Here is a 22,430-nt window from a genome sequence, read left to right as displayed (position 1 = left end):
TGTATCGACTCGCATCGGTTCATGGTGCATTGCCGCCAGCAAACTCTTATCATATCCGCCATCAGCGACACATCAAAGAAAGGACATGGCACGTGGAATATGACTTGATCATCGTGGGTAGCGGCTCGGTTGGGGCTGCTGCAGGCTATTATGCGACAACCGCAGGCCTTAAGGTCTTAATGATCGACAGCGCTTTCCCCCCGCATCGTCAGGGCAGCCACCACGGCGATACCCGTATCATCCGCCATGCCTACGGCGAGGGCGAAAAATATGTGCCTTTTCTGCTGCGCGCCCAGGCACTGTGGAACGGATTAGAACAGAAAAGCGGCGAAAAACTGTTTCATCCCTGTGGCGTGCTCACCCTGGGGCCACAAGACAGTGAGTTTGTCACCACGGCGCAGCGCAGTGCCAAAAACTTTAACCTCAATACCGAGTTACTGAGTGCCGAACAGATCCAACAACGCTGGCAAGAATTCACTACGCCAACAGGTTACGTCGGCCTGTTCGAACCAGATGCAGGAATACTGCGCTCGGAACTGATTGTTGCCAGCTACGTCAAATTGGCCAGAGAAGCAGGCTGCGCCCAACTGTTTAATTGCCCGGTAACCGCCATCGAGCCAATCGAGCAAGGAGTTGAGGTCGTTACTTCCGAGGGGCGCTACCAAGGCCGTAAAGCCGTGGTCTGCGCGGGAACCTGGGTCAAAAATCTGTTACCGCAGCTTCCTGTTTCACCGGTGCGTAAAGTGTTTTCCTGGTATCAGGCAGATGGCCGTTACAGCGAAAACAACCGCTTTCCGGCTTTCACCGTTGAAGCGCAAGACGGCTGCCACTATTACGGTTTCCCCTCCGAGAATGACGGCTTAAAGGTCGGAAAACATGATGGTGGACAACCGATGGAGACAGCAGATCAGCGTAAGCCGTTCGGCTCCCTGGCCAGCGACGGTAGCGAAGTATTCGGCTTTCTGCGCCACTTCCTGCCTGGGCTTGGCGTCTGTCTACACGGTGAAGCCTGTAGCTATGATATGAGCCCGGATGAAGACTTTATCATCGACACCCTGCCTGACTGCCAACAGTTGATGGTGATCACCGGCCTGAGTGGCCACGGCTTTAAGTTTGCTAGTGTACTGGGTGAGATAGCCGCGCTGTTTGCGCAAGATAAGCCTTCATCCCTGGATATCACGCCCTTCAGCCTGCGGCGTTTCTGACCGTTCAATCCCCTGTTCGCCCCGTTCTGGCCAGCGGTAGGGGAACCCTCCGACAATGAAATCCCGCCAATATACTGATATTACTGAAAAATAGTCTATAGACGGAAATATCTTCCTATAGCCACTGGATTTCCGAATTGATCCCACAACCGGGTAAGGCCTATTTTACATAATTAGGCTCCAGCCCGTTTTGTATCTTCAACAAGGACGTCACCATGAAACTACTCGTTGTGGACGAATGCTGTTTCACTCGTATTGGGATCGCCAGCCACTTTACTGACAACGTGTTTGCGTCAGTAAACTGCTGCCCAGACATCGACACCGCGCTCCCTCTACTGGACAGTTTCAAACCCAGCCATATTTTGGTGAATCTGACCAACTACTGCCGCTGTACAACAGATAATCAACTGCTTTCAGCGTTTATCACGGCGGCGTGGCGTGCAACGGTATATATTTATCTGGATGTTCCTTATCCCTACAGTGAAAGCCCGCTGCGCATTGCCAGCAATACTTTTTTATTCAACAAGGCCGTGCTTCCCATTGCGCTAAAAACGCTAAGTAAAATCCCAAGTGAACTAATGAAGGATGAAGAGGTTCATTCGCTTTTCAGCCCGCAAGAATTGACGGTAATGCGCTATTGGATGTCCGAAATGCCGAATTATCGCATCGCCAAGAAATTACAGATCAGCGCCCATACGGTGTACGTACATAAACGCCATATCACCGAGAAAATCAACGTGCGCAACCGGCTGGAATTTTATTCACTGTATAACATACTGCGCTATTTCTATCCGCCAGAACCCACCACCTTTAAGCCGGTGGGTTCGGCTTCGTTAGAACTGCGGGCTGCCGTTTAAGCCTCATTTCGGCGTGATTTCGTTTATCTGGCGCCCATCACCGAGGAGCATGGCCACCTTGCGCCCTCCATCCATGGTTTCCAACGTGATGCGCGCGATAATGGTCAAGGGGACCGAAAGCAACATCCCCACGGGCCCCATCAGCCAGCCCCAGAAGATCAGGGAAAGGAACACCACCAGCGTAGAAAGCCCCAGACCACGGCCCATGATCCGCGGCTCCAGCATATTACCGATGATCAGGTTGATCAGAATATAGCCCGCAGCCACCACGGCCGCATCGGCAAAACCGTTAAACAGCAAAGCCTGGATCAGCGGCGGAATAGCAGCAATGATCGAACCAATATTGGGTACATAGTTGAACATAAACGCCATCATGCCCCAGATAAAGGCAAAACGAACGCCAACCCAACTCAGAAAGCCCCAGACGATCAGACCAGTTGCCAGGCTGATGGCGGTCTTGATCACCAGATAGTGTGTGACCCCTTGCAAGGCCCGGCGGATAGTGGCCATCCCTTCGGTGGGATTATCCAGCGCCTGCTGCAGCTTAAAGGGCAATACCTTCACCTCAAACAGCATAAAGACCACCGTCATCAATAACAGGAAGATGCTGGTCATGGCCCCGGAAAGATGCCCCAGTAGGCGGGTCACCAGGTTCATAGTGGCACCAGGATCGACGTATTTGACCACCGCTTCTGCCGAGAAGGTAAGATCCAGATTGAAGCGTTGCGCCTGGTATTGCAGTTCACTCAACTTCTCCAGCATCATGCCCCGATACTGCGGCAAGGAGCGAGCAAACTCATTTAATGAAGCACCCAGCATACCGATCAAGGTCAGCAACAGCACGACGATGGCAATCACCAACAGCGTCACCCCCAGCGCTCTGGGTACACGAAAGCGTTCCAGTAGCAGCACCAGCGGGTTTAACACGATGGCCAGGAACACCGCCAGCAGGAATGGCACCACAATATCTGCCGCCGCCTTTATGCCAGCCAGGATCACCACCAGCATGGCCAGCATCATGATCAAACGTAGCTTGCGGTCATTAAACTCGGGTATGCCCATGAAATTTCCTTGTGAGATACAGGCCCGCCTGAGCCGTTGATAAATACATGTTAGCAAATTATTCCTTGCTGTCGCAGGCATATTACCCTCAAGTTGCTGAAGGAATTAAATTAATCCTGGTAGACAGGGCGAACAAATAATCGGCGCTAGTCGTTATTCAATTATTTGCCAAGGTTTCTGGTGGTATTTACGAAAAATGACAAAAGCTGACAATGAAGAATAAAGTCGATAGATTTCAATTGGCCAGCGTTTCCCCCGCATTGCTAAAAAAACGCCCTCTCCAACGATTCCTTTGACCAACTTGCCACAACTCAAACAAATCTACTGATTAATATTTTTATGAACTCACTTAGTTAAATTTATTATTGATTTATGTTTCTTAAAGTTTAAGTATTGCTGTCGGTAAATGAGTTTTGTAAGGAAAACTGATGCTCTGGAAAAATACCGCAGACCGCTTTGGTCACGTTTCTGTACTGATCCACTGGCTGGTGGCACTGACCGTTTACGGCATGTTTGCCCTCGGATTATGGATGGTGACGCTGGGTTATTACGACGTTTGGTATCACCAGGCGCCGGAGATCCACAAAAGTATTGGCACGCTGCTGTTTATCGTAATGGTGGTACGAGTGGTTTGGCGCTTTATCTCGCCGCCGCCCAAGCCCCTGGCCAGTTATAGCCGTCTTACGCATATCAGTGCCGTATTCGCCCATATCGCGCTTTACACCGTGCTATTCGCCATCCTGATCAGTGGCTACCTGATCTCGACCGCCGATGGTCAGGCAATCAGCGTATTTGGCTGGTTTGACGTACCAGCCAGCGTGACCGGTTTGCCACAGCAGGCCGATACCGCCGGGACTATCCATCTTTATCTGGCTTGGGCCGTCGTCGTGCTTTCGGTACTGCACGCCCTTGCTGCGCTTAAACATCACTTCATTGATGGTGATGTTACTTTGAAACGGATGCTGGGTCGCAGCACCGATTAACCCTTTGGATTTATGGAGATATTGCTATGTTGAAGAAAACCGTATTAGGCCTGGCCGCGGGCGCTCTGCTGTTAAACGCCGGTTCCGCCCTGGCTGCCAATTATAAAATCGACAAACAAGGCCAGCACGCCTTTATCGAATTCCGCATCCAGCATCTGGGTTACAGCTGGATTTATGGTTCTTTCAAAGATTTTGACGGTGGCTTTACCTTCGATGAAAAAGACCCGGCTAACGATAAAGTCAACGTAACCATCAACACAGCCAGCGTAGACACCAACCACGCTGAGCGTGACAAACACCTGCGTAGCGCCGATTTCTTGAACGTTGAAAAGAACAAGCAGGCCACCTTTACCTCTACCGAAGTGAAAAAAGACGGTGAAGGTTATGCCGTAGTCGGCAACCTGACGTTGAACGGAGTGACCAAACCGGTCACGCTGGCAGCCAAACTGGTCGGCGAAGGTAAGGATCCTTGGGGCGGTTACCGCGCCGGTTTCGAAGCCAACGGTAAAATCAAGCTGAAAGACTTTGACATCACCACCGACCTGGGCCCAGCTTCTCAAGAAGTTGAGCTGATCATCTCGGTCGAAGGCGTTCGCGAGAAGTAATACATTCTGTATACAACAAGGGCGCTGAATTTCAGCGCCCTATTTCTATCCTACGAGCAACACCCTACTCTTTCGGTTCTGGGATATGCATGGTGGTTTGCAACAGCCCTTTGGACTTATTGAAGATTTTCACGCCATTCTCGCGGCCAGCCCGGCGGGCTCGCTGTTCTTCACGCGGTAGTTTCAGTTCTTCACGGCAGGTCTCGCTGCAACAGCCAGCAAACTTCTCGGCACAGCTTGGGCACTGGATAAACAGCAGATGGCAGCCGTCGTTCAGGCAGTTGGTGTGAGTATCACATGGCGCACCGCACTGATGGCAGTTGGCAATCACGTCCTCTGAGATACGTTCCCCCATGCGCTCGTCAAACACAAAGTTTTTGCCGATGAACTTCAGTGGCAACCCTTGAGCCTTCGCCTGGCGGGCATATTCGATAATACCGCCTTCCACGTGATAGACGTTTTTGAAGCCATTATGCAGCATATAGGCGCTGGCTTTCTCACAACGGATCCCACCGGTACAGTACATGACAATATTTTTGTCTTTCTGCTCCTGTAGCATCTCTACCGCCATCGGTAGCTGATCGCGGAACGTGTCGGAAGGCACTTCGATCGCCTTCTCAAAGTGCCCAACCTCGTACTCATAGTGGTTACGCATATCAACGAACACCGTATTCGGATCGTCGATCATCTGGTTAACACGATCGGCCTGCAGATACTCACCCACATTGGCAGGATTAAAGGTCTCATCTTCAATCCCATCGGCCACAATACGTTCACGCACTTTCAGACGCAGTACCCAGAAGGATTTGCCATCGTCTTCCAGCGCAATATTTAGGCGTACCTGATCCAGAGCCGGATGCGAAGCAAACAGCACGGCTTTGAACGCGTCAAAGTGACTCTGCGGCACGCTGATCTGCGCATTGATGCCCTCTTTGGCCACGTAGATACGGCCAAACACCTTCAGTTTATCGAACTGAATATACAGGCTATCGCGAAATGCCTTTGGGTCGTCAATGGTGAAATATTTATAAAAAGAAACTGTGGTGCGTGGCTCGGTTTCGGCCAGCATACGCGCCTTCAGTTCCTCATTAGAAATTCGGTTATGTAACACTGGCATGGTGTACTTTCCTGTCTTTCGGGAGGTGACTGATTGAGTGCCCACGAGCCGTTGGCCCGCGCGCGGCGCACATCATACCCGAAAATAGACTGCAACACAGCATTAACCCAGTGGCAATGATTTCCGCACAAAGCTTGACGTTATTAGCAAATACCGATAAGCCTAGTGCAAGTTGTAGCAACGAATTTTGACGGACCATGAGGAAATTATGAGCCAGCTGTTTACTCCGATCACCCTGGGGCTACTGCGGTTGCCTAACCGCATCATTATCGCCCCCATGTGCCAGTACTCTGCCGACAACGGCAAAGCCACCGAATGGCATACGATGCACCTCGGCCATCTGTCCCTTTCCGGGGCAGGTTTGCTGATTGTGGAAGCCACTGCGGTTTCACCGGAAGGACGTATTTCTCCGGGGGATCTGGGCCTGTGGGACGACGCCACCGAACAGGCACTTGCAGACGTGGTGCAGGCGGTAAAAAAACACGCCACCATGCCTTTGGGGATCCAACTGGGGCATGCTGGCCGCAAAGCTTCTTGCGCCCTTCCGTGGCAAGGCGGAGCCCAACTGGCCAAGAGTGAGGGGGGTTGGCAAACGCTCTCTGCCTCTGCCCAGCCCTTTAACCCTCTGGATGAGGCTCCACAAGCCATGAGCCTGGAGCACATTGAGCAGTTGAAGGCACAGTTTGTTGCAGCGGCAAGGCGCGCCGATCGTCTCGGCTTCGATCTGATCGAACTGCACGGGGCCCATGGTTACCTGTTGCATCAGTTCCTTTCGCCGCTGGCCAATCAGCGCACCGATCAATACGGCGGATGTCTGCAAAATCGTATGCGATTGTTGCTGGAGATTTTCAGCGAGGTGCGGGCAGTCTTCCCGGCCAATAAAGCGCTTGGGGTGCGGATCTCCGCCAGTGACTGGGTTGAAGGAGGCTGGAACGAACAGCAGTCCGTTGAACTGACCAGTGCTTTAAAGGAATTGGGCTGCGATTACATTCATATTTCCAGCGGCGGCCTGTCGCCGCAGCAAAAAATCCCGGTGGGGCCGAACTACCAAGTACCCTTTGCCGAAACCATCAAACATAAAGTAGGGATACCAACCATCGCCGTGGGGTTGATTACCGAACCGGAGCAGGCAGAAGCGATCGTCGCCACCGGTCAGGCCGATATGGTCGCGCTAGCGCGCGGTATTCTCTATAACCCCCGCTGGCCCTGGCACGCGGCCGCAAAACTGGGGGCCCAAGTGCAGGCTCCGCCACAGTATTGGCGCTCGGAACCACACAGGGTGAAAGGATTGTTCAAAGACCATTAAAACGGCCTCAAGCGGGTGTTTAGCACCCGCTTGACCATTCCGTAGCCCCCGAAATAGCCGCTCCAGCCAGCAACCCGATCCCCGCTACAACTAATAAAGGGTTGTACTGCATATAGGCACCAAGACAGCCAAGTAATCCACCGATCACCAATAGCCCAGCGCTTAACCATGATGCCAACATAGTTACCTCCTGAATCAATAAACGAATAAAACACTGCCTGCATTATAGGTCGATTCTTACCTCGCCTGACCCAAAAACCAGCAACCGCACCTGATTTAGGCCTAAAAAGGGTGTTTTAATGCGGTGAGTTTTCCTGTTACATAAGAAAAATGTCACAATACGCTACTATAAACGGCAGAAAACCATCGCATAGACCGAGTCGTTCAAGCAACCCGTGGTCAGCAAAAAACTCTGATGGCGACCCACAACACGACTTATGGCAACTCGACGTGTCTATGCATTTTATCTGTTATTACTGTTAAATGACTGCTTCTAAGCTGAGAACCCATGACGCAAGTTCCTTCTTTCAATCGATCTTTACTGCATCCGCGCTACTGGCTTACCTGGTTTGGCATCGCCTTACTCTACCTGCTGGTCCTGCTGCCATACCCGATTATTTATCGTTTGGGGACCGGGTTGGGTCGCTTTTCAATGCGTTTCCTCAAACGCCGGCGAGCGATAACCGAGCGTAACCTGGAACTGTGCTTTCCAGATATGCCAAGAGCCGAGCGTGATGCGTTGATCGCCAAGAACTTCGAATCCGTGGGGATGGGGCTGTTTGAAACCGGCATGGCCTGGTTCTGGCCCAACTGGCGTATCGAGCGCTGGTTCAGCGTCAGCGGCCTGGAGCACATTCAAAAGGCACGGGACAATCATCAAGGGGTGCTGCTGATCGGCCTGCACTTCCTGACGCTGGAGTTGGGTGCTCGTATCTTTGGCATACACAATCCGGGGATCGGCGTCTACCGTCCACACGACAACAAGCTGATGGACTGGCTACAGACCTGGGGCCGTATGCGCTCGAACAAATCCATGCTGGATCGTAAAGACGTCAAAGGGATGATCCGCGCCCTGAAACAGGGTGAGATCATCTGGTACGCACCGGATCATGACTACGGCCCGCGCAGCAGCGTGTTTGCCCCGCTATTTGCTGTAGAAAAAGCAGCGACCACCACCGGCAGCTATGTGTTGGTACGCATGGGGAAACCGGCGATCATTCCCTTTACGCCTCGCCGCCTGCCAGAAGGCAAAGGGTACGAACTCATCATGCAGCCAGCGGTGGAAAACTTCCCGCTGGATAACGAAGTCGAGGCTGCGGCCTTTATGAACAAAGTGGTAGAAAAAGAGATCCTGATGGCACCGGACCAATATATGTGGCTACACCGCCGCTTCAAGACCCGCCCAGAAGGTGAGCCTTCTCTCTATTAATCACTACGGGCCGACATGGCCCGCATGATATTGTCACTTTCCCAGCAACAGGAGCTTCTATGTATATCGTCAGCCTGACCTACCACCGCCCGATTGAAGAAGTAGAAAGCCATCTTGAAGGGCATATCGCCTGGTTGAAGCACTATTTTCAAGCCGGCAGCTTTATTGCCTCTGGCCGTAAGAACCCACGTACCGGCGGCGTGATCCTGGTAAAAGATATGGAACGCACCAAGTTGGATGCCATCCTGGCAGAAGATCCCTTCGTTGCCGTGGCCAATTATGAGGTGACAAATGTCGCTCTCACCACGACCAGCGCCGGATTCGAAGCCTTGGCCGGTGCCTGAACCCTCCGTTCCCGCGTTGCCCTGCGCGGGAATAATTGTCATTCTCCGTTTTAAAACTTTATTTCATTTTCACGCAAAATCACACAGCTGCTCAATTGATAACCTGCGTTATTAAGCGCATACTTACCAGGCTAACTTTTTTGCCTTGCTCGATCGTCAGGCATCTCTTCCCGCACGGAAACCTATGGCCCCGGCAGCAGAACCTATCAATTGGCAACGTAACCTGTTCATCACCTGGCTGGGCTGCTTTCTGACCGGTGCGGCCTTTAGCCTGATCATGCCGTTCCTGCCGCTGTACGTTGAAGCTCTTGGCGTTACCGGCCATCAGTCGCTGAATATGTGGTCTGGATTGGTGTTCAGTATCACCTTCCTGTTCTCCGCCATTGCCTCACCATTCTGGGGCAGCCTGGCCGATCGCCGTGGGCGTAAGCTGATGTTGCTGCGTTCTGCGCTAGGAATGGGCATTGTGATGGTGCTGATGGGCATGGCGCAAAACATCTGGCAGTTTCTGGCGCTGCGCGCGGTGCTAGGGCTGCTCGGCGGCTTTATTCCCAACGCCAATGCGCTGATTGCTACCCAGGTGCCCCGCCATCGCAGCGGCTGGGCACTGGGCACCCTATCGACCGGCGGCGTCAGCGGTGCCCTGATTGGCCCATTGATTGGCGGTTTGCTGGCTGACCAATATGGCCTGCGCCCCGTGTTCTTCATCACCGCTACGGTGCTGTTTATCTGTTTCCTGCTGACGCTGTTCTGCGTGCGGGAACAGTTCACTCCGGTGCAGAAAAAAGACATGTTGCATGCGCGCCAGGTATTTGCCTCGCTCAAAAGCCCCAAGCTGATCCTCAGCCTGTTTATCACCACCATGATCATCCAGATCGCCACTGGCTCGATTGCCCCTATCCTCACGCTTTACGTGCGTGAACTGGCGGGCAACATCAGCAACCTGGCGTTTGTCAGTGGTTTGATCGCCTCGGTACCCGGCGTTGCCGCCTTGATGAGTGCGCCACGGCTGGGCAAGCTGGGCGACAGAATCGGCCCGGAGCGGATTCTGGTGTTTATGCTGGTGATTTCCGTGCTGTTGCTGATCCCAATGGCCTTTGTCCAGACACCCTGGCAACTCGGCGTATTGCGCTTCCTGCTCGGCGCTGCCGATGGCGCACTGCTGCCTGCGGTGCAAACCTTGTTGATCTACAACTGTACCAATCAGGTTGCCGGGCGAATATTCAGCTATAACCAATCTTTCCGGGATATCGGTAACGTTAGCGGCCCACTGCTCGGCGCTGCCGTTTCTGCCAGCTATGGATTCCGCGCGGTATTCTGCATGACGGCGCTGGTGGTGCTATTTAACGCGTTCTATTCCTGGTGGTGTTTACAACGGCGGCCAGCGAGATTGCGTGAAGACACGTTGCAAGAAGAGTAATAGCGCTATTTATCGCCAGTTGTTCTGATAAATATTACCCAAGCCCCGTTTCCCTTACTTTTATTATTGTTACCTTTCCGCTAAGACGCTGCCCCAACCTCTAAGAATAATATTATTAACACCTTGTTTTTAGACATAAAAATCACAAACAGAGCAATAAACCACCTGTCAATGGAAATAACGCCACAGCCAACATAAAAACTAATAAAGTAGATGTTTGTCGACTTTTCGTCTAAAAAATGGGATACAGGTACTAGACAAAGCCACCATTCAGTTATCAAATGGTTAAATAATATCACGCCAGAAGTAACATTCTGACCAAGTGAATAAAATGGCCTGCAGGGTTTTCAAGCTTAATAGGCGCTGCGGCTAAGGTTTTGTCAGGTAATCCGCATCAGCGGGATTACCTCACTTACAGACACAGACATACCACAGTATCTGCTGCCAGCGCGCAGCACATTATATTGGGAAGACTTTATGCAATCCTCTGTTAATCAGAAAGAAAGCCGGACGTTCCTCGGCCATCCATATCCTCTCGGCTCGCTGTTCTTCACTGAAATGTGGGAGCGCTTCTCGTTTTATGGCATTCGTCCGTTACTGATCCTGTTTATGGCCGCCACGGTTTATGACGGCGGGATGGGGTTGGCGCGAGAAAACGCCTCGGCGATCGTCGGTATCTTTGCTGGCAGTATGTACCTGGCGGCACTGCCGGGTGGCTGGTTAGCCGATAACTGGCTAGGCCAGCAAAAAGCCGTTTGGTATGGTTCAATCCTGATCGCTCTGGGCCACCTGTCGATTGCCCTGTCCGCTATTATGGGCAACGACCTGTTCTTCGTCGGCCTGATGTTTATCGTGCTCGGTTCCGGCCTGTTCAAAACCTGTATTTCGGTGATGGTTGGAACCCTGTACAAGAAAGGCGATGCGCGCCGTGACGGTGGCTTCTCGCTGTTCTACATGGGCATCAACATGGGCTCCTTTATTGCCCCGCTGATTTCCGGCTGGCTGATCCGTTCACACGGTTGGCATTGGGGCTTCGGCATCGGGGGTATCGGGATGTTGGTGGCCTTGGTGATTTTCCGGGTGTTCGCCGTACCGGCCATGAAGCGCTATGACAGCGAAGTGGGCCTGGATTCAACCTGGAATAGCCCGGTTGCCAAGAAAAATGGCGTGGGTGCCTGGCTGATTGCACTGGCCGTGGGCGTTGCCGCGATCGTGATTATGATCTCTCAAGGCATCATCGTGATTAACCCGGTCGCCGTTGCCAGTATGCTGGTTTACGTCATCGCCGCCTCGGTCACGCTGTACTTTATCTACCTGTTCTTCTTTGCTGGCCTGAGCCGCAAAGAGCGTGCGCGTCTGCTGGTCTGTTTTATCCTGCTGATTTCTGCCGCCTTCTTCTGGTCGGCCTTCGAACAGAAACCGACCTCGTTCAACCTGTTCGCTAACGATTACACCAACCGCATGATCGGCGACTTCGAGATCCCAGCGGTATGGTTCCAATCGATTAACGCATTGTTCATTATCCTGTTGGCGCCAATCTTCAGTTGGGCTTGGCCGGCTCTGGCTCGTAACAAAATCCGCCTGAGCAGCATCACCAAATTCGTGATCGGTATTCTGTTTGCCGCCGCAGGCTTTGGCCTGATGATGCTGGCCGCGCAACAAGTGTTGGGCAACGGTGGCGCTGGCGTGTCACCGATGTGGCTGGTGGGCAGTATCCTGATGCTGACGCTGGGTGAGCTTTGCCTGAGCCCGATTGGCCTGGCAACCATGACGCTTCTGGCACCGGATAGAATGCGTGGCCAGATGATGGGCCTGTGGTTCTGTGCCAGCGCGTTAGGCAACCTGGCCGCCGGCTTGATCGGTGGCCATGTGAAAGCGGATCAGTTGGATATGCTGCCAACCTTGTTCGCCCGCTGCTCTATTGCGCTGGTGATCTGTGCTGCCGTGCTTATCCTGCTGATTGTCCCGATCCGCCGCATGCTGGAAAACACCCAGGGTAAAAGCGGTGACAAACCGGTTACGCACGCCTGATAGACACTAAGTAATCAGCCTTAAGCCAGCGCAAAGCGCTGGCTTTTTTTATGCCTGCCAGGCACGTGCTTGCAACACCACGCGATAGCCATCCAAATCTTCAAACGTTTGCCCATGCACGTCCCAATAAGGGTTGTACGCCCGCACGCGCTCAAAGCCACTGGCTAGCATCCGATCGCACCCTCTCTGCCAACTTGCAACCTCCGGCACATAAAATACCAACAGGTTGTCCTGTGTAGGCGCACGCCCAACCAACACACCACGATGATGGGTGAACTCCAGATGATAGGCATGGTGCGGATGACCAAGCATAATGCCATCGAACCCTTGGTGATCTGCAAACTCACCCAGTTGTTCAAACCCCAGGCCCTGGCAATACATGTTGGCAATCGCGGCCAAATGGTCGGTGGGCCGGGCGATCCGTAACACCGCGTTGGCAAGTTCCATACTTCCTCCCGTTGGCAAACTGCTAGCCTAAGCCGTTTCATGGCAAAACGGCGTACAGGAAATGCGCTTTGCGGTAGCGGCAAGACATGGCATGCTGCAATAGACACGCCATCAGGATCCAGAGGAGGAACAATGCTGTTTAACGTCGATTTTCTCCCAGAGAATCAGTCTATCGTGCCATTTTCAAAAGACTATCAGGATGGTGATAGCGAACCGGATCATTGCCACAACTGCGCTCAACTGATCCATGGCCTTAGCGGCGTAGTACAGGTGAATACGCGCGTAGGCAGTTGGGTCGTTCCCCCAGGCCGTGGCGTTTGGTTACCAGCCAAAGTGGAACATAACCTGCGTTTTAGCGGTAACGTGGCGGCACGCACGCTGTTCGTCGATCCCCTGGCCCGTGCCGACTTACCTGCTCAGTGCCAGGTTGTGCAGATTTCCCCCTTATTGCGTGAACTGATTATCAGCGCGATGAGTATTCAGCCCGGCTACCGGCCCGGCGGACGCGAAGAACGCATTATGGAACTGATCCTCGATGAGTTGCGTATGCTGCCGATCCTGCCCCTGCACCTTCCCGAACCACGCGATGGCGTCTTATTGGCCCTGTGCCAACACATTCAGCAATCTTTGGCACAGCCTTGGGAGTTGGAGCTGGCGGCGCAGCACATCAACGTCAGTGGCCGTACGCTGTCCCGTCGCTTCCAACGTGAGACTGGCCTGCGCTTTAGTGACTGGGTACGTCGTGCCCGCCTGCTGGCGGCGCTCAACGCCCTGGCCGCCGGAAGGTCGGTGCTGGAGGTGGCTTTGGATCTGGGCTATGACAGCCCCAGTGCGTTTAGCGCCATGTTCCGCCGCCTGCTTGGCGTTTCCCCCAGCACCTATTTTGCCCAGGCTCAGCCAGCGATCACGGCAAACAGCGGCCAGCCACGTTGAACAGTGCCTGGAGCGAGGCACTGGCCGAGTCGGCGTCAATCCCAACGCCGTAAATTGCCTCCCCTTTTGCTGGCGTACACCGGATATAGGTTACTGCCCGGCTATGGCTCTGATGGCCCAGGGTATGTTCATGGTAGTCGTCGATAGCCAGCACCAGGCCAAAGCGTTGGCAGAGCGCATCTACCGCGCTGGACAACAGCCCGTTCCCGCTACCTTGCAACTGCATTGGTTCTCCTACCAGAGCTACCTGCGCCGTAAAGCTGTAAGCCGCCCCACCCTGGCTTTGCGTTTGATAGCTAAGCAGTTGCAAACGCGGCTGTTCCACCAATCCGTAGCTGTTGCGGAACAGCCGCCAGATCTCCGCCACCGTCATTTCCTTGCCGCTTTCATCCGTGGCCTGTTGCACCACTTTGCTGAAGTCGATCTGCAAGCCACGCGGCAAGCGCAATCCATGATTCTGCTCCAGCAGCCAGGCGGCCCCGCTCTTGCCAGACTGGCTGTTAACGCGGATCACCGCCTCATAGCTGCATCCCACGTCTGCCGGGTCGAGCGGCAGATAAGGCACCTGCCATAACCCATCTTCACGCTGCTGTTGGGCGGCGAAACCTTTCTTGATGGCGTCCTGATGCGAGCCCGAGAACGCGGTAAACACCAACTCCCCGGCATAAGGATGGCGCGGATGCACCGGTAACTGGTTGCACTGTTCCACCACTTCAACCACTTCTTTCAACCGGCTGAAGTCCAGCCCTGGCGCGATGCCCTGGGTGTACAAATTGAGCGCTAACGTCACCAGATCGACATTGCCCGTGCGTTCGCCGTTGCCAAACAGGCAGCCTTCCACTCGGTCTGCCCCCGCCAGCATGGCCAACTCGGCGCAAGCGACACCGGTACCGCGATCGTTATGCGGATGCACGCTGATGGTCACCTGCTTCCGCTGGCTGAAGTGGCGACAGAACCATTCGATCTGGTCGGCATAAATGTTCGGGGTACTCATCTCCACGGTGGCCGGCAGGTTGATGATCATGGGCCGCTGGCGTTCAGGTTGCCACACGTCTGCCACCGCCTCACAAATTTGCAGGGCAAACTCCAGCTCGGTAAAGCAGAAGGTCTCCGGCGAATACTCGAAACACCAGTCAGTTTCCGGATGCCGATCGCACCATTGGCGAATACGGCGTGCGCCATTCACCGCCAGCGCCACGGTAGCGGCCTTGTCCTGCTTGAAAACGATATCGCGAAACATCGGGGCGGTGGCGTTATACAGATGCACGATGGCACGTGGAACCCCTTGCAACGACTCCATCGTGCGATCGATCAGATCGTCGCGCGACTGCGTGAGCACCTGGATTGAGACGTCATCCGGGATCAGCCGTTGCTCGATCAAGTGACGCACAAAGTCAAAGTCGGTTTGCGATGCGGAAGGAAATGCCACCTCGATTTCCTTAAACCCGCAGGCCAGTAACAGTTGATAGAACTGTAGCTTGCGAGCGTTATCCATCGGCTCGGCCAACGCCTGATTGCCGTCACGCAGATCGCTGGAACACCAGCGCGGTGCCTGCTGCTGGGTGTGCCCCGGCCACTGACGATCGGGTAAATCGATGGCCGGGAACGGCCGGTACTTGCTTGCTGGGTTGGCTAACATCCTGATTCTCCTACAGACCAAAGGGTGTAGCCATTATTTCCTGCCCGTAGCCAGGCGTCTCCCGGCTGATGGACAACTATCGTCGCAAAATGGACAACAAAAAATTTGCATCCTGCGGCGATGCGACAACAATTAATGCTGGTGTCCCCCAAGATGATTGAAAAAGGAGATGAGCATGAGCCTGTATGCCACGCTGGAAGAAGCGATCGAAGCCGCTCGCGAGGAGTTTATCGAAACGGCGGAAGGCGGTGATGATGAGCCGCCGGTACCTCAACAGTTTAACCTGCAAAAATACATCATGTTGGATGGCGACACGATGTGGCAGGCCGAGTTTTTCGAAGAAGAAGGTGAGTCTGTCGAATGCATGACGATGCGCAGCGGCGCTGCCGCCCAGGCCATTTTTGACGGTGACTACGACGAGATTGAGATCCGCGCCGAGTGGATCAACGAAAATACGCTGCATGAGTGGGAGGAAGGGGATTTTCAGCTCGATCCGCCGCTGGATACCGAAGAAGGCCAGAGCGCTGCCGACGAATGGGATGAACGTTGAGCCCGTTGGGTGGGCACCTGGTTGCCCACCCTCGCCTTGACGACCCTGGCTACGCATTGCATGCTGCTACATTCTCCCCTTAACACAGGCAGGTATCATGCTCATCAGGCAAGCGGTTCCCGGTGATTATCCCGCAATTCTGGCTCTACAGGCGCAAAACACCCCAGAGAACCTCAACGCCCAGCAGCGGCAACAGGGTTTTATCGTCTCGCAGATGAACGAAAAACAGCTGGCAAGCATCAATAACGGCCTGGGTATTTTGATCGCTATCGAAGAGGAACGGTTGGCTGGTTTTGTCTGCCTGATGCCAACCGACGCCCAACCACGGCCACCAGTAGTGGATGCCATGCTAAACACGTTGGCCACGCAGCGCTTTCAAGACCAGGCATTGGATCAACAGCGGGTATTTCTGTACGGCCCGGTATGCCTGAGTGCCGAATGGCGGGGAAAAGGCGTGCTACGCCAGTTGTTTGCCGCGGTGAAAGCGCGAACTCAGCAGGATTTTGACGTTGGCGCGCTGTTTGTTAGTGAGGATAACCCGCATTCGCTCGCCGCCCATGTCGCTGGCCTGGGAATGACGGCGTTGACCACTTTCCACTGCAATCACCAAAGCTATCAGTTGGTGGTCTTTGCAACCAGAGGCTAAGACCTATTCGTAAGGCCCGTGCTGCGCATCAAACGGCAGCATAAAGGTGTCCACCACCAGCGAGAGCGGTACATCAATCACCATAACGCTGCGCCAGGGAGTATCACGCAAATCCCACTGCACCCCTGGATAATATTGGTGCCCGTGGCCTGCACCAGGCACCGTGCGGCTGATAATGCTACCGCAGCCAGATAATGCCGTCGCCATAGCGGCCAACAGTGCCAGACGGACTAGTGAAGCCATTTTCAACATCCAAGCTTTATTGAGATTGAAACGAAAAAGGGGAACACGCAGTGCGCATTCCCCTTTAATTAATACTAACCGTTAGCGTTGGCCGACGGGGTGAGCCAGTTCATTATGCGGTAACTGCCGATAATGTTCGCGCCAGGCCTCGCCCTGCGGCAGCAGCCAAATGCGCTGATGCAGGCGTGACAACGCCACCGGATCGCTTAACAGCTCAAGGCGTTTGGCTTTTGCCAACTTCTCTGGCCCTACTTCCAGCGCCTCGTTCACCCGCTCTTCCCGCGCCCGATCGATAATGGTTCGCAGATGGTGACGAGCCGTTGCCAACGCGGCAGCCAAGGCATTGTAGGACGGGTCCACCGCCGCATGCATAAAGCCATTGCGCAAGGCACGCTGGCGATTAAGTTGCAGATAGGTATCTGTGGCAACCAGTTCACGCGGCGGATCGTACTCTTCCGGGATCAGGAACAGCTTGGCTCGCTTGCTCTTGAGACCGAGCGTAGCGCGGCTCGACAACGCCGAAACAAACGGTGACAGGATCAGCGAGAAGACGATCGGTGACAGCCACCACAGGAAGTTCAGATCCAGCAATGCCATGCCGCCGCCCCAAACCAACCCCAACAGCATTTGCGAACCGTGACGCTTGAAGGCTTCGCCCCAAGGGGTGTCATCATCATCACGCTGCGGCGAGTTCCACACCACTTCCCAGCCCAGGAACGCGCTGACCACAAACACGGTATGGAACAGCATGCGCACCGGTGCCAACAGCACTGAGAACATCACTTCCATCAGCATGGAAATCAGCAGCCGGATCGGCCCGCCGTACTGCTTCGAGCCTTTTGCCCAGACCAGCACGATACTCAGCAACTTCGGTAAGAACAGCAGCACCATGGTGGTGGAGAACAGTGCAATCGCCAGTTCTGGCTTCCACTGTGGCCACACCGGGAACAACTGCCGGGGTTGCAGGAAGTATTGCGGTTCCACCAGCGTATGCACTATCTGCAACGCGGTGGACAGCGCCAGGAACATAAACCACAACGGTGCCGACAGGTAGGACATGACCCCGGTCAGGAACACCGCGCGGTGTACAGGATGCATGCCTTTTACCAGGAACAGGCGGAAGTTCATCAGGTTACCATGACACCAGCGGCGGTCGCGTTTCAGCTCGTCCAGCAGGTTCGGCGGTAACTCTTCATAACTGCCCGGCAGATCGTAGGCGATCCACACGCCCCAGCCAGCACGACGCATCAATGCGGCTTCCACAAAGTCATGGGAGAGGATGGAACCGGCAAACGAGCCTTCACCCGGCAACGGTGCCAACGCGCAGTGCTCGATGAAGGGTTTCACCCGGATGATGGCGTTATGACCCCAGTAATGGGATTCGCCCAACTGCCAGAAGTGCAGACCAGCGGTGAACAACGGGCCATAGAGGCGCGTGGCGAACTGCTGCACACGGGCATACAGCGTATCCATGCCTGAGGCTTTTGGTGCAGACTGGATGATACCGGCGTTCGGGTTAGCTTCCATCAAGCGTACCAGACCAGTGAGGCACTCGCCGCTCATCACGCTGTCCGCATCCAGGATCACCATGTAACTGTACTCACCACCCCAACGACGGCAGAAGTCGTCGATGTTACCGCTTTTACGTTTCACACGACGGCGGCGACGGCGGTAGAAGATACGTCCGTGGCCCTCAACATCGCGGCACAGTTCCATCCAGGCTTTCTGTTCGGCGACGCAGATATCGGGATCGTAACTGTCGCTCAGCACATAGATATCGAAATGCTCAAGCTGACCGGTCGCCTTCACCGACTCGTAGGTTGCCCGCAACCCGGCAAATACCCGTTCAACGTCTTCGTTACAGATCGGCATGATCAACGCGGTACGGTGCGTTGGATCGATCGGTTCATCCCCTTTGATAGTCGAAGAGATGCTGTATTTATCTTTGCCAATCAGCAGTTGCAGGAACCCCATCAGCGCAGTCCAGAAACCTGCAGAGACCCAGCAGAACAGAATGGCAAACAGGATCAGAATACCGGTCTGCAAAAGATAAGGTAATATTTGCAACATCGACTGCATCAGATCCTGATCGAACATGGCGATAGGATCGATCAGCGCCCAACCTTGATAAGGCAGGATGGTTTTCATGTACCAGGTGGCGATGCCGGTTTGCACCAACATCAGGATCAACAGCACGTAACGGCGCATTGAACCGACAATACGCCAGCGGTTTTCCGCCTCGGCTTCTTCTTTGCTGGCATGACGATTGTGTGTCTTACGGCCCAGCAGAGTATCCCAGAAACGCCCCACCGGGTTGGTGCGCCAGGCTTCGGGGAACATGGTGGTACGTTTTACCGGCGGCGTGGCTTTCAGGATGGTGCGCCTTTCCGGGTCACAATCAAAATCGTCGTCATCGACAGCATCTGGCCAAGCCTGGATGATGCGCGACTTGACCGAAGCCAGGGCAATGTCATCGGCAGGCAGCGACGCCACATTGACATCAGAGGCTCCCATCTGACGATGCAAAGCCTCCAGTGCCGAGGTTTCAGCCGCCATCACTTGTTGTTTGAGCACCCCTGACCGCTCATCGGTCAGGGGCATTGCCGCAAGATATTCCTGGGCAGTTTCAGTAGACTTATTCATTGGCAGGTAGCTGATAGCTCCAGGTTTCCGACAGGGTCTTGTCACCGTTGACCAACGCAGCACGCATTTCTACCGGCTTTTTCTCGTCTTTCACTTTCAAACGCACCGTCAAACGCCAGCCTTTGGTGACCGGATTATAGCGAACGCTGTTTTCCACCATTTCGCCGTTGTCACCAATGCTGATCTGAGAAGCCACCGGCGTATTGGCATCCAGCGCTTTCAGTGCTGGGCCGACGAAGTCAACCAGGAACGCCACGCTGCCGTCCGGCTCGCGGATCAGGTTTGACTGCTTCACATCACCGGTTGAACGCATGGTTTTACCCACGTAGCCGATATCCTGTGAATGCAGCTTCTCTTCGTCGCGAGTGAAGTACAGGCGGTAGTTCAAGGCCAACGGCGTTTTTGCATCAGGCAACACATCCGGCGTCCAGAACGCCACGATGTTATCGTTAGTTTCATCCGCAGTTGGGATCTCTACCAGCTCAACCTTACCCTTGCCCCAATCGCCGCGCGGCTCAACCCAAGCGCTTGGACGCAGATCGTAACGGTCGTCCAGGTCCTGGTAATCACGGAAATCGCGACCACGCTGCAGCAGACCAAAACCTTTCGGATTTTCGATGCTGTAAGTGCTGACCGACAGGTGCTTAGGATTGTTCAGCGGACGCCAGATCCACTCGCCGTTACCGGCATGGATAGACAGACCGTTGGAGTCGTGCAGCGCCGGGCGGTAGTTCAGCGTTGGCGAAGGCTGGCTCGGCCCGAACAGGAACATGCTGGTCAACGGTGCCATACCCAACTTGCCCACTTTGTCGCGCAGGAACACTTTGGACTGGACATCTACCGTGGTATCGCGGCCGGGGTAAACCACAAAACGGTAAGCGCCGGTAGCACGTGGAGAATCCAGCAAGGCATAAATCACCAGATGCTTGTCGCCCTGCTTAGGACGTTCGATCCAGAACTCGCGAAAACGCGGGAACTCTTCGCCAGATGGCAAGGCGGTATCGATAGCCAGCCCACGAGCAGAAAGCCCATAAACCTGCCCTTTACCCACCACGCGGAAATAGCTGGCACCCAGCATGCTCATGATTTCGTCGTTCTTATCCGCACTGTTGACCGGATAGAGCACTTTAAACCCGGCGAAACCGAGTTTCTTCACCGAGTCAGGATCGTGCTTGACGGGGCCAAAGTTGAAATAGTCAGGGCTGTATTTGATCTCTTTGACGGAGGTGGCCGTGACCTCGTTGATGGTAACCGGCGTGTCGAAGTACATCCCTTGATGGTAGAACTCAAGCTTGAAAGGGGTTTTCAGCTTACTCCACACGGCTTTATCGTGATTGAACTGGATCTGCTGATAGTCCGCGAACTTCATATCGCGAAACTGAGAAGGAAGGTTGCTCTTCGGGGCTTCAAAGCCTTTTCCTGCCAGATCCTGTGCCTGTTTGGCCACATCGTCGATAGAAAAAGCCCATGCCTGCGAACTCAACAACGTGCATAAAACGGTAGCACCTAACCAACGTACGCTCGTGGCGCGTGGTTTTTTTGATAATAGATTTACTAGCACATCCCCCCCTATTCGTGTGCTCAAAATATTCAAAATCCATATTAATGGATTATTCTGCTCGCCGACAACATGATAAACGTGTGCTGATGTTTACGGCTTAGAGTTTAAGCAGTTGTGCAGCGTAGCAAGCCGTGCTCCAAGACGCTATGGAAAAATGTCGGTCGCTATAGTAGGGTTTGAGTTTGCGATTCCCCCATTGCCGACTTATTAAGCGGGTTTACACTCCCCTGATGCAACCACCAGCGGTAACCTATGACTAACAGCACTAACCAGCGCGAGTTTTTCCTGGATTCGATCCGGGCCTATTTGATGCTGCTGGGCATTCCTTTTCATCTTTCTCTGATTTACTCCAGCCACTCGTGGGCGGTAAACAGCGCGACCCCGTCGTTTTCGCTGACGGTGTTGAACGACTTTATTCACGCCTTTCGCATGCAGGTGTTCTTCATTATCTCCGGCTACTTCTCCTACATGCTGTACGAACGCTATGACAGTCACCGCTGGTTGAAGGTACGCCTGGAGCGGGTTGCCATTCCGCTGTTGAGTTCTATCCCATTGATTACCTTGCCACAGTTTTTTTTACTCAAGAACTACACCGATAAATTAACCGGCTGGGATGATTTCACCCCTGAACAAAAAATAAACGTGGCGGTTTGGGAGTTGGTCTCCCATCTATGGTTTTTATTAACCTTGTGCTTATTGACCTGCGCCTGTTTTTATCTGTTTAAAAAAATTAAGGCGATAAAAACGCCGATGGCACCGCGGCCAATAAATAAAATGACCACTCTCAGCAATATCTCATTGTGGTTTTTATTGTATGCCTTTATATACGGCGTGTTTCATCGCATTATTTTAATCACCGCCCCGCATTTACTGTCTAACGGCCTGTTCAACTTCGTGGTGATGGAAACCCTGTTCTACTTGCCTTTCTTCATTGTGGGAGCCTACGCGTTTAAGTATTCATGGCTGAAAGCGGTGTTCCTCACGCCCTCGTGGCCAGCCGTACTGGGCTCACTGCTGCTGTTGGTAGCCTACATGCTCAACCAGAAACTGTTGGCGCACAGCAGCTTTGGGTTTGAACTGGAAATCATGATCAAAGCCGTGCTCGGGATCCTGATGGCCAACGTGGTGTTCGCATTTGGCCATGCGCTGCTCGATTTCCATTCTCCTCGCATTACCTATCTGGTCAACGCTTCGCTGTTTATCTATCTGGTTCACCATCCGCTGACGCTGATATACGGCGCCTTTGTGACTCCGCTGATCGATAATAATCTGCTGGGTTTCCTGCTGGGTCTGGTGTTCGTCTTTGCCTGTGCCTTCCTGTTATATGAGGTGCACAAGCGTATCCCGCTGTTACGCTTCCTGTTCTCTGGTAAAGCCTAATCTCCCGTGTAAGGGCGTTGCTTGCAGCG

General features: G+C 53.8%; 21 protein-coding genes. 13 read left to right on the top strand and 8 right to left on the bottom strand.

The window, feature by feature from the left end; genetic code table 11:
* The first annotated feature begins 92 nt into the window (after positions 1-92).
* Positions 93-1,205, top strand: a complete 1,113-nt coding sequence (gene solA / locus IMQ33_RS03280) for an N-methyl-L-tryptophan oxidase (protein ID WP_065685103.1) — start codon at positions 93-95, stop codon at positions 1,203-1,205.
* 215 nt (positions 1,206-1,420) lie between these two features.
* Positions 1,421-2,062 carry a LuxR C-terminal-related transcriptional regulator gene (locus IMQ33_RS03275; RefSeq protein ID WP_065685104.1) on the top strand — a complete coding sequence of 214 codons (642 nt, stop codon included), beginning with the start codon at positions 1,421-1,423 and terminating at the stop codon, positions 2,060-2,062.
* A gap of 3 nt (positions 2,063-2,065) precedes the next feature.
* Here IMQ33_RS03275 and IMQ33_RS03270 read toward each other — a convergent pair whose 3' ends face one another.
* Positions 2,066-3,124 carry an AI-2E family transporter gene (locus IMQ33_RS03270; protein ID WP_098931564.1) on the bottom strand — a complete coding sequence of 353 codons (1,059 nt, stop codon included), beginning with the start codon at positions 3,122-3,124 and terminating at the stop codon, positions 2,066-2,068.
* A gap of 428 nt (positions 3,125-3,552) precedes the next feature.
* On the opposite strand from IMQ33_RS03270, the gene IMQ33_RS03265 reads away from it, so the two are divergent.
* Both IMQ33_RS03265 and IMQ33_RS03260 read left to right on the top strand, forming a co-directional pair.
* The gene (locus IMQ33_RS03265; RefSeq protein WP_098931565.1) at positions 3,553-4,107 is read left to right on the top strand and encodes a cytochrome b; all 555 of its coding nucleotides are present in this window, start codon (positions 3,553-3,555) and stop codon (positions 4,105-4,107) included.
* 26 nt (positions 4,108-4,133) lie between these two features.
* Positions 4,134-4,712, top strand: coding sequence for a YceI family protein (locus tag IMQ33_RS03260; protein ID WP_059200552.1), 579 nt, complete (start codon positions 4,134-4,136; stop codon positions 4,710-4,712).
* Positions 4,713-4,776: 64 nt separating this feature from the next.
* Here the strand turns inward: IMQ33_RS03260 and IMQ33_RS03255 are convergent, their stop codons facing one another.
* A complete protein-coding gene (locus tag IMQ33_RS03255; protein ID WP_098931567.1) occupies positions 4,777-5,829 on the bottom strand; it encodes a rhodanese-related sulfurtransferase in 1,053 nt (350 codons plus the stop codon).
* 208 nt (positions 5,830-6,037) lie between these two features.
* Here IMQ33_RS03255 and IMQ33_RS03250 point away from each other — a divergent pair, with 208 nt between their 5' ends.
* Positions 6,038-7,135, top strand: a complete 1,098-nt coding sequence (locus IMQ33_RS03250; protein ID WP_065685107.1) for an NADH:flavin oxidoreductase/NADH oxidase — start codon at positions 6,038-6,040, stop codon at positions 7,133-7,135.
* Between the two features lie 19 nt (positions 7,136-7,154).
* Here the strand turns inward: IMQ33_RS03250 and IMQ33_RS03245 are convergent, their stop codons facing one another.
* Entirely contained in the window at positions 7,155-7,316 is a 162-nt protein-coding gene (locus IMQ33_RS03245; RefSeq protein WP_074423356.1) for a histidine kinase, read from the bottom strand.
* Positions 7,317-7,643: 327 nt separating this feature from the next.
* On the opposite strand from IMQ33_RS03245, the gene IMQ33_RS03240 reads away from it, so the two are divergent.
* The 4 genes from IMQ33_RS03240 (at position 7,644) to IMQ33_RS03225 (ending at position 12,359) form a co-directional block, all read left to right on the top strand.
* On the top strand, positions 7,644-8,564 hold the full coding sequence (locus tag IMQ33_RS03240; RefSeq protein ID WP_065685108.1) for a Kdo(2)-lipid IV(A) acyltransferase: 921 nt from the start codon (positions 7,644-7,646) through the stop codon (positions 8,562-8,564).
* Positions 8,565-8,623: 59 nt separating this feature from the next.
* Positions 8,624-8,908 carry a YciI family protein gene (locus tag IMQ33_RS03235; RefSeq protein ID WP_024486560.1) on the top strand — a complete coding sequence of 95 codons (285 nt, stop codon included), beginning with the start codon at positions 8,624-8,626 and terminating at the stop codon, positions 8,906-8,908.
* 184 nt (positions 8,909-9,092) lie between these two features.
* A complete protein-coding gene (gene mdtG, locus IMQ33_RS03230) occupies positions 9,093-10,328 on the top strand; it encodes a multidrug efflux MFS transporter MdtG (protein WP_196061757.1) in 1,236 nt (411 codons plus the stop codon).
* A gap of 477 nt (positions 10,329-10,805) precedes the next feature.
* Positions 10,806-12,359 carry a peptide MFS transporter gene (locus tag IMQ33_RS03225; protein ID WP_037374874.1) on the top strand — a complete coding sequence of 518 codons (1,554 nt, stop codon included), beginning with the start codon at positions 10,806-10,808 and terminating at the stop codon, positions 12,357-12,359.
* 48 nt (positions 12,360-12,407) lie between these two features.
* On the opposite strand, the gene IMQ33_RS03220 is transcribed toward IMQ33_RS03225, so the two are convergent.
* Entirely contained in the window at positions 12,408-12,806 is a 399-nt protein-coding gene (locus IMQ33_RS03220) for a VOC family protein (RefSeq protein WP_065685110.1), read from the bottom strand.
* Between the two features lie 132 nt (positions 12,807-12,938).
* Between IMQ33_RS03220 and IMQ33_RS03215 the strand changes: the two genes are divergently transcribed.
* Positions 12,939-13,739: a helix-turn-helix transcriptional regulator gene (locus IMQ33_RS03215; protein WP_065685111.1), complete on the top strand. Its 801-nt coding sequence runs from the start codon at positions 12,939-12,941 to the stop codon at positions 13,737-13,739.
* Here IMQ33_RS03215 and leuA read toward each other — a convergent pair.
* Positions 13,711-15,378, bottom strand: coding sequence for a 2-isopropylmalate synthase (gene leuA, locus IMQ33_RS03210; RefSeq protein WP_196061758.1), 1,668 nt, complete (start codon positions 15,376-15,378; stop codon positions 13,711-13,713). The two genes, IMQ33_RS03215 and leuA, sit on opposite strands and share 29 nt — an antisense overlap.
* Before the next feature lie 175 nt (positions 15,379-15,553).
* Here leuA and IMQ33_RS03205 point away from each other — a divergent pair, with 175 nt between their 5' ends.
* Entirely contained in the window at positions 15,554-15,928 is a 375-nt protein-coding gene (locus tag IMQ33_RS03205; protein WP_024485685.1) for a MysB family protein, read from the top strand.
* Between the two features lie 97 nt (positions 15,929-16,025).
* On the top strand, positions 16,026-16,574 hold the full coding sequence (locus IMQ33_RS03200) for a GNAT family N-acetyltransferase (protein WP_161713010.1): 549 nt from the start codon (positions 16,026-16,028) through the stop codon (positions 16,572-16,574).
* Positions 16,575-16,577: 3 nt separating this feature from the next.
* Here IMQ33_RS03200 and IMQ33_RS03195 read toward each other — a convergent pair whose 3' ends face one another.
* The 3 genes from IMQ33_RS03195 to IMQ33_RS03185 form a co-directional block, all read right to left on the bottom strand.
* The gene (locus IMQ33_RS03195) at positions 16,578-16,817 is read right to left on the bottom strand and encodes a YceK/YidQ family lipoprotein (RefSeq protein WP_161713011.1); all 240 of its coding nucleotides are present in this window, start codon (positions 16,815-16,817) and stop codon (positions 16,578-16,580) included.
* 81 nt (positions 16,818-16,898) lie between these two features.
* The gene (gene mdoH, locus IMQ33_RS03190) at positions 16,899-19,460 is read right to left on the bottom strand and encodes a glucans biosynthesis glucosyltransferase MdoH (RefSeq protein WP_196061759.1); all 2,562 of its coding nucleotides are present in this window, start codon (positions 19,458-19,460) and stop codon (positions 16,899-16,901) included.
* On the bottom strand, positions 19,453-21,021 hold the full coding sequence (locus tag IMQ33_RS03185) for a glucan biosynthesis protein G (protein WP_083196385.1): 1,569 nt from the start codon (positions 21,019-21,021) through the stop codon (positions 19,453-19,455). The genes mdoH and IMQ33_RS03185 overlap by 8 nt, the downstream gene beginning before the upstream one ends.
* 252 nt (positions 21,022-21,273) lie before the next feature.
* On the opposite strand from IMQ33_RS03185, the gene mdoC reads away from it, so the two are divergent.
* On the top strand, positions 21,274-22,401 hold the full coding sequence (mdoC, locus tag IMQ33_RS03180) for a glucans biosynthesis protein MdoC (RefSeq protein WP_065685117.1): 1,128 nt from the start codon (positions 21,274-21,276) through the stop codon (positions 22,399-22,401).
* The last annotated feature ends 29 nt before the right edge of the window (positions 22,402-22,430 follow it).

It is taken from the genome of Serratia sp. Res13-Sevr-LER1-36-b, assembly GCF_015673035.1.
In the GTDB taxonomy this organism is placed as follows: Bacteria; Pseudomonadota; Gammaproteobacteria; order Enterobacterales; family Enterobacteriaceae; genus Chania; species Chania fonticola_C.
The sequence above is the reverse complement of the archived record's forward strand: the minus strand, read 5'-3'. Positions and strand labels throughout refer to the sequence as shown.